The organism is Streptomyces sp., from assembly GCF_035563135.1.
Classification (GTDB): Bacteria; Actinomycetota; Actinomycetes; order Streptomycetales; family Streptomycetaceae; genus Streptomyces.
The window spans coordinates 1-7,496 of record NZ_DATMVN010000094.1 but is presented as its reverse complement, the minus strand read 5'-3'; the positions used below and the strand labels follow the sequence as shown (position 1 = coordinate 7,496).

The following is a 7,496-nucleotide window of genomic DNA, read 5'->3' as shown; positions in this document are numbered from 1 at the left end:
CAGGCGGGCCCCCCGCGGATCACCTCGGCGACACCGTGCCCGTGCGGTCTGCCGGCGTCCTACGGGGACTGCTGCGGCCGGCTGCACGCGCGTACGGTCGCGGCCCCGACGTGCGAGGCGCTGATGCGCTCGCGGTACGCGGCCTTCGTCGTCCAGGACGCCGGACACCTGCTGCGCACCTGGCACCCGGCGACCCGCCCGCCGGCCATCGACTTCGACCCGGGCACGCGCTGGGAGGGACTGGAGATCCTGGCGACCACCGAGGGAAGTGCCTTCCACACCACGGGCACGGTCACCTTCCGCGCCCATTACACCGACGACGGCAGGCCCGGCTCGCTCCACGAGCAGAGCCGCTTCGTCCGCGAGCAGGGCGCCTGGGTGTACGAGTCGGCGGTCTTCGCCGACTGAAGATCCGTTGCACGGACGCGCCGCGCGATCCTTGGGATGCGGGCATGAACGAGGACGCGGCGTGTGAACGGGAGACTCAGACCGCAGCGGCGATCCGTTCCGTCGACGGCGAAAGCTCTTGTGCCAGGTCCTCCGCGAGCAGCCGTTTGGCGATCACGTCGACCGCCGCCCGGAGCTGCCGGTCATCAGGCCGGGCGCCGTCCTCGGCCAGCCGTTCGTTGAGCCAGCGGCCCCAGGCCTCCGAGATGGCCGCTGCCTCACGGCTGCCCGCCGCCGTATGGGTGAAGACCCGGCCGTCCCCGGTCAGGTAGCCCTCCTGGACCATCCGGTCGAAGACGGGTACCAGCACCTCCGGCGGGATCCGGTGCCGGACGGCGATCAGTGTGAGCCCCGCGTGGCCGACCATCCGGGTGAAGAGGTCGACCTGCATCACGGCCCAGGCACCTGCCATGTCCAGGCGGGTGTCGGACTCCGCGACGATCCGCCGGGACGTCTCGGGGCCGGCCCGGTGCAGGATCCTGGCCACGGAGGATTCGAGCACCTTCCCGGCGTCCCCGGTACTGGGCTGGGCGAAGCCGTCGCCCATGTCGGTCGAGCCCGCCCGGGCGCTGTCGCGCAGTTTCACCTGTTTCAGGAAGAGCGAGACGACGAATCCCAGCAGGGCCACCGGCACCGTCCAGAGGAAGACCGTGTGCAGGGTGTCCGCGTAGGCCTGGGCCAGGGGAGCGGTCTGTTCCGCGGGCAGGGCGTGCACCGCCTGCGGGCTCTCGGCGGCCCGCGCCAGTGACGCCGGATCGCCGCCCGCCCGCGTCGCCTGCTCGACGCCCTGGGTCAGATTCGGCCGCAGGGCGTTGGCGTAGATCGTGCCGAACACCGCCGTGCCGAACGAACTGCCGAGCGTACGGAAGAACGTCACGCCGGAGGTGGCGGTGCCCAGGTCCGAGTAGTCGACCGTGTTCTGCACGGCGATCGTCAGCACCTGCATCGACAGGCCGATGCCGATGCCCAGCACCACCATGTACAGCGACTCCAGCCAGACCCCGCTGCCCGGCCCCATCCGGGACAGGAGGTAGAGGCCCGCAGCCATCACGAGAGAACCGATGACGGGGAAGAAGCGGTAGCGGCCGGTCTTGCTCACCACGTTGCCGCTGAAGATCGAGGCGGCCAGCAGGCCGACGACCAGCGGGAGGGTCCGCACCCCGGACACGGTGGCCGAGTCCCCGTCGACGTACTGCAGATAGGTCGGCAGGTAGATCATCGCGCCGAGCATGGCGAAGCCCACGATGAAGCTCAGCACCGAACACACCGTGAACACCGGATTGCGGAACAACCGCATCGGCAGCATCGGCTCCTTCGCCCGCGTCTCCACGAGGCAGAAGAGCGCCAGGGCGACCAGGCCCCCGGCGAACAGCCCGATGATGACCGGCGAGCCCCAGGCGTACTCGTTGCCGCCCCAGCTCGTCCCCAGGATCAGCGCGCTCGCGCCGAGAGCGACCAGCGCGATGCCCAGGTAGTCGATGACGGGACGTCCGGCCGCGCGCACGGAAGGGATGGTGCGGGCGGCGGCGATGACCACCACGATCGCGATCGGCACATTGACGTAGAACGCCCAGCGCCAGCTCAGATGGTCGGTGAACAGACCGCCCAGCAGTGGACCGACGACCGTGGCGACGCCGAAGACCGCGCCGATCGCCCCCTGGTACTTGCCCCGGTCGCGCAGCGGGATGACATCGGCGATCAGAGCCATGGCGGTGACCATGAGCCCGCCCGCGCCGATGCCCTGCAGACCCCGCCAGATGATCAGCAGCAGCATGTTCGACGCGAGGCCGCAGAGGAACGAACCGGTGATGAAGATGACCGCAGAGATCTGGAAGATCAGCTTCCGGCCGAAGAGGTCGCCGAACTTGCCGACCAGCACCGTCGCCACGGTCTCCGCCAGCAGATAGGCCGTCACCACCCACGACATGTGCTCCGCACCGCCCAGGTCCGAGACGATCGTGGGAAGCGCGGTCCCCACGATCGTCTGGTCCAGCGCGGCGAGCAGAATGCCCATCACGATGGTGGCGAACACGACGTTCCGGCGTCTGCGGTCGAGGACGGGTGGCGCTGCGGCGCTCTGCGTGGCGGGGGCGTTCTCGCTGGCAGTGGTCACCTTCGTAACTCTCACACCCGGCCCCGCTCCGCGCATGCCGGGCCGGGCCGGACGGGTCAGGCCAGCAGTTCCCGTACGGACACCTGCATCCGGGTCACGAACGCCTCGCGGACCTCCTCCGGGACCCGGTCGAGCGACAGATACGGATTGAGGTCCTCCAGCTCGACCAGCAGAAGGCCGCCCTCCGGGGTCCGGCAGGCGTCCACCCGCTGGATACCGTGCGTGAGCGTGTTCCACTCGACGAAGCGGCGCGCGAAGTCCAGGTCCGCAGCGGTCGGCACGTACGGTTCGAGCACCCAGCGCCTGTCCGGATGAGGCGCGTGGAGGGCGTACTGGAAGTCGTGGCCGACGAAGTAGAAGGACACCTCGTAGCGGAAGTCGATCCTCGGCTGGACGAGCAGGGCGCCGTCGGCTCCCTCGGGCAGCTCCGGTTCCTCGGTGTGGCGCAGGCCCACCGAATCCGCGCCCAGCTTGGGCTTGACCACATAACCGGCCGCCCGGGGGAGCAGCCCGAGGTCGGCCGCACGGTCCACGGTCGGGATCACCGGGAAGCCGGCCCGGCTCAGATCGACCAGATACTGCTTGCCCGCCATGTCGCCGCTGCCGTCGAGCGTGTTGTACACCCGGGCCCCTGATTGCCGCGCCCGCTCCCGGAACGCGTTGTACGCCTCCTGGTAGTGCAGGACCGGGCCGCTGTTGCGGACGACGACCGCGTCGAACCCGTCCAGCAGCGCCGCCGCGTCCCGGGGATGACAGAGCGCGACATCGAAGGCCTCGCGCAGCCTGGAGGTCAGGAAGATGTCCTCGTCGCAGTAGCGCCTTCCGCGCGCCTCGTAGGCGAGATCGGTGACGAAGAGGACGGACGGGCGTGGCGCGTCGGATGCGGCGATCAAGAGTACTCCCAAGGGGTTCGCTATCGGGCGGGCGGTCAATAGCCTTTGTTTCCTTGCCCGTTCCACTCATGAAGCACCCAGATCTCTGCCCCACAGGAGTCACACATGTCCCAGGCGTCCTCACCGCCCGACATTCTCTCGCCCGCCTTCGCCGCCGATCCCTACGGGGCCTACCGGACGATGCGTGAGAGCGCCCCGCTGATCCACCACGAGGCCACGGGGAGTTATCTCGTCTCCCGGTACGAGGACGTCGAACGCGTCTTCAAGGACCGGGCCCGGGAATTCACCACGCGGAACTACGACTGGCAGCTGGAGCCCGTCCACGGCCGCACGATCCTCCAGCTCAGCGGCCGGGAACACGCCGTGCGCCGGGCCCTGGTGGCCCCGGCCTTCCGCGGCGCGGACCTCCAGGAGAAGTTCCTGCCCGTCATCGAGCGCAACGCCCGCGAGCTCATCGACGCCTTCCGGCACACCGGGGAGGCCGACCTCGTCGAGGCGTTCGCGACCCGCTTCCCCGTGCTGGTCATCGCCGACATGCTGGGTCTGGACAGGGCGGACCACCAGCGCTTCCACAGCTGGTACACCCAGGTCATCGCCTTTCTCGGCAACCTGGCGGGCGACCCCGCGGTCACGGCGGCCGGGGAGCGCACCCGTCAGGAATTCGCCGCATACATGATCCCGGTCATCCAGCGGCGCAGGGAGCAGCCCGGTGACGACCTGCTCTCCGCGCTCTGCGCCGCCGAGGTCGACGGTGTGACGATGAGCGACGAGGACATCAAGGCGTTCTGCAGCCTGCTGCTCGCGGCGGGCGGGGAGACGACCGACAAGGCCATCGCCTCGGTCTTCGCCAATCTGCTGGCCCACCCCGAGCAGCTCGCCGCCGTCCAGCGGGACCGGTCCCTGATCGACCGGGCCTTCGCCGAGACGCTGCGCTACACCCCGCCCGTCCACATGATCATGCGTCAGACGGCGGGCGAGGTGGAGCTGTCGGGCGGCACCGTCCCGGCCGGCGCCACCGTCACCTGTCTGATCGGCTCGGCCAACCGCGACGGGGCCCGCTACGCCGACCCGGACCGCTTCGACCTGTTCCGTGACGACCTGACCAGCACCACGGCGTTCTCCGCGGCGGCCGACCATCTGGCGTTCGCGCTGGGCCGTCACTTCTGTGTGGGCGCGCTGCTGGCCAGGGCCGAGGTCGAGACCGGGGTGAACCAACTGCTCGACGCGATGCCGGGCCTCCGGCTCGCCGACGGATTCACCCCGGCCGAGGAAGGCGTCTTCACCCGGGGCCCGGCATCGCTCCCCGTACGGTTCACGCCGGTGGGCCTCTGAGAGGGGGCCGGTGCGGCGCTCCCCGCACCGGCCCCCGCGGTGTCAGCGGATGTGGCGGCCCGAGATGGCCCGGGCGATGACCAGGCGCTGGATCTCGCTCGTGCCCTCGAAGATCGTGTAGATCTTCGCGTCGCGGTACATCCGCTCCACCGGGTGCTCCCTGCTGTATCCCGCGCCGCCGAGTATCTGGACGGCCTTCTCCGTCGCGGAGACGGCGAGCTCACCCGCGCGGAGCTTGGACATGGAGCCCTGGCCGGCGTCGAAGGTCCGGTCGTTGCGGGCCATCCACGCGGCCTGCCAGATCAGCAGGCGTACGGCTTCGATCTCCGTACGGATGTCCGCGAGGGCGAAGGCGATCGACTGGTTCTCGATGACGGGCCGGCCGAACGCCTCGCGCTGTCCGGCGTACTCCAGCGCGTACTCGTACGCGGCACGCGCGATGCCCAGAGCCTGCGCTCCCACGGTCGGGCGGCTGACCTCGAAGGTCGCCATCGCCGCCTGGCCCTTGGCGTTGCCGCCCTCACGGGCGCGGGCGAGCCGGGCGTCCAGCTTCTCCTTCCCGCCGAGCAGACAGTGCCCCGGGACGCGTACGTCGTCGAGGAAGACGTCCGCGGTGTGCGAGGCGCGCAGACCCAGCTTCTTGATGGTGCGGCTGGCCTCCAGGCCCTTCGTGCCGGGCGGCACGATGAACGCGGCCTGTCCCCGGGCACCGAGCGCGGGGTCGGCGGAGGCGACCACCACATGGATCCCGGCGATCCCGCCGTTCGTGATCCACGCCTTCTGGCCGCGGAGCACCCATTCGTCCCTGGCCTCGTCGTAACGGGCCCTCGTGGTCATCGCCGAGACGTCGGAACCGGCCTGCGGCTCGGACACGCAGAAGGCCGCCACCTTCGGGTCGTCCTCGTCGCCGTAGCACTGGGGGACCCACTCGGCGAGCTGGTCGGGCGTGCCGGAGGCGAAGATGCCTGCGACCGCGAGCGAGGTGCCGAAGAGGGCCATGCCGATTCCGGCATCGCCCCAGAAGAGCTCCTCGTTGGCGATCTGGAGGGAGAGCCCGCTCGGGTCGCCGTACATGTCGGCGAGCGACTCGAATCCGTACAGACCGATCCTGGCCGCCTCCTGGATGACCGGCCACGGTGTCTCCTCGCGGGCGTCCCATTCGGCCGCCGCGGGACGCACCACCTGGGCGGCGAAGCCGTGCACCCAGTCGCGCAGGTCCTGCTGTTCCTCGGTCAGGGCGAGGGAGAAGAAGCTCATGGCTCAGGCCTTCGGGATGTCGAAGTAGCGGGTCAGGCCCGAGGCCAGGCCGACGTCACCGGCGACCTTCAGCTTGCGCATCATGAACATCGTCACGGGATTGCCGTTGCCCGAGACCAGCTTGAGGAAGTCGGCGTCGCCCATCACCAGCGTCGTGCGGGGTTCGGCGCCGGAGCGGCCCGCGCTCACCGTGCAGACGCCGTCGGCTATGGAGGTCTCGTAGACCTCCTCGCTCTCTCCGGTGATCTTCCAGCGGATCAGGGCCTTCAGCTGCCCGGCCGCTTCCGGGCGGAACTGCTGCCGCATCCGGCCGAAGACCTCGCTCAGCACCCGGGTGCGCAGGTCACCGTGCATGACCTCGCCGAGCTGCCTGGCGGACAGGCCCTTGACGATCCGTGCGAACTCCTCGGGGGAGACGGCGGCGAAGTCGAGCCCGGACAGTTCATCGGTGAGGTTGCCGCTGCTGTTGTCGGACACGCCACATCCTTACTCCAGAGTAAACTTACTTCTGGGTAAGGTAAGGCGGCTGCCGTCGCCGCGCAAGAAGCGTCACCAGGCGCCGCCGGGACGCACCGCGAGATGGGGGTGGTGGGCGGAGAGCACCTTGTTGGCCCACGCCAGCTCGGACAGCGCCTGTTCGCGGTCGGCCTGGTCCTCGATGCCGAGCCTCGGCCCCCGGAACCTGCGCACCTCGCGGGCGGCGCAGTCGGCGTCGAACTCCGCCTGCAGGATGTGCGGCGGGGTGCAGGAGCCGATCAGCGCGGCGACCCGGTCGGGGATCGGCACGGGGACGAGGAGGTGCGAGGCGGTCATGGGGGGTTCCCTCTCGGATGGCTGGCCAGGAGGTGGAGCTCCGCGGCAGCCGGTGGGCCGCCGCTCCTCCCTATGTAACGGGACGCAGTTCCTGGTTTCTCGTTGAGAACGTCTCCGTGTTGCAACCGTTTGGGACTGACCGTCTATTTCGCGTTACCTGGCAGTAAGTTGACTATGTGCGCTGTGTGTGATGTGCCCTCAGTTGAGGGACTGGCCGCTCCGGGACCGTAACTGCAGGGCGCGCAGCACGGCTTCGGTCGAGAAGCGGCTCTCGGGATCGGTGAGCTGCTCACCGAAGATGGCCTCCAGGCTCCGCATCCGGTAACGGACCGTCTGCGGGTGGACATCCAGCAGCTCGCCCATCTGGGCGGCGGTGCCCCGGGTGTCGAGCCAGATCCGCAGCGTCTCGATCAGCCGCTCGCGCCGTGTGGCGCTGATGCCGGAGACGGCTGCCAGTTCACGCTCGGCGAGCTGGTCGAGGAGGGCGGGGTCGGAGAGGAGCCACAGCGTGACGAGGTGGTCCTCGCAGCGGATGACGGGAGCGTCGTCGATGACACCCGCGTCGACCAGTTCGAGGACACGCCGGGCCCAGCGGACCGAGTCGGCGGCGAGCGCCGTCGGCACGGTCAGCCCGATCGCCG

8 protein-coding genes are annotated in these 7,496 nt (G+C 69.8%); 2 read left to right on the top strand and 6 right to left on the bottom strand.

The window, feature by feature from the left end; all coding sequences use genetic code 11:
- Window positions 1–18: 18 nt before the first annotated feature.
- Entirely contained in the window at window positions 19–408 is a 390-nt protein-coding gene (locus VN520_RS03985) for a YchJ family protein (protein WP_325745434.1), read from the top strand.
- A gap of 76 nt (window positions 409–484) precedes the next feature.
- On the opposite strand, the gene VN520_RS03980 is transcribed toward VN520_RS03985, so the two are convergent.
- Window positions 485–2,560 (bottom strand): MDR family MFS transporter, encoded by a 2,076-nt coding sequence (locus VN520_RS03980; RefSeq protein WP_325745433.1) that lies wholly within the window; start codon window positions 2,558–2,560, stop codon window positions 485–487.
- Between the two features lie 56 nt (window positions 2,561–2,616).
- Entirely contained in the window at window positions 2,617–3,453 is an 837-nt protein-coding gene (locus tag VN520_RS03975) for a hypothetical protein (protein WP_325745432.1), read from the bottom strand.
- A 105-nt stretch (window positions 3,454–3,558) separates the two neighbouring features.
- Here VN520_RS03975 and VN520_RS03970 point away from each other — a divergent pair, with 105 nt between their 5' ends.
- Window positions 3,559–4,785 (top strand): cytochrome P450, encoded by a 1,227-nt coding sequence (locus tag VN520_RS03970; RefSeq protein ID WP_325745431.1) that lies wholly within the window; start codon window positions 3,559–3,561, stop codon window positions 4,783–4,785.
- 42 nt (window positions 4,786–4,827) lie between these two features.
- On the opposite strand, the gene VN520_RS03965 is transcribed toward VN520_RS03970, so the two are convergent.
- The 4 genes from VN520_RS03965 to VN520_RS03950 all read right to left on the bottom strand — a co-directional run.
- The gene (locus VN520_RS03965) at window positions 4,828–6,042 is read right to left on the bottom strand and encodes an acyl-CoA dehydrogenase family protein (protein ID WP_325745430.1); all 1,215 of its coding nucleotides are present in this window, start codon (window positions 6,040–6,042) and stop codon (window positions 4,828–4,830) included.
- 3 nt (window positions 6,043–6,045) lie between these two features.
- Window positions 6,046–6,519 (bottom strand): SCP2 sterol-binding domain-containing protein, encoded by a 474-nt coding sequence (locus VN520_RS03960; RefSeq protein WP_325745429.1) that lies wholly within the window; start codon window positions 6,517–6,519, stop codon window positions 6,046–6,048.
- A 72-nt stretch (window positions 6,520–6,591) separates the two neighbouring features.
- Window positions 6,592–6,855 carry a hypothetical protein gene (locus tag VN520_RS03955; RefSeq protein ID WP_325745428.1) on the bottom strand — a complete coding sequence of 88 codons (264 nt, stop codon included), beginning with the start codon at window positions 6,853–6,855 and terminating at the stop codon, window positions 6,592–6,594.
- A 198-nt stretch (window positions 6,856–7,053) separates the two neighbouring features.
- On the bottom strand, window positions 7,054–7,496 hold a 443-nt coding region (locus VN520_RS03950; protein ID WP_325745427.1), incomplete at its 5' end, for a helix-turn-helix domain-containing protein.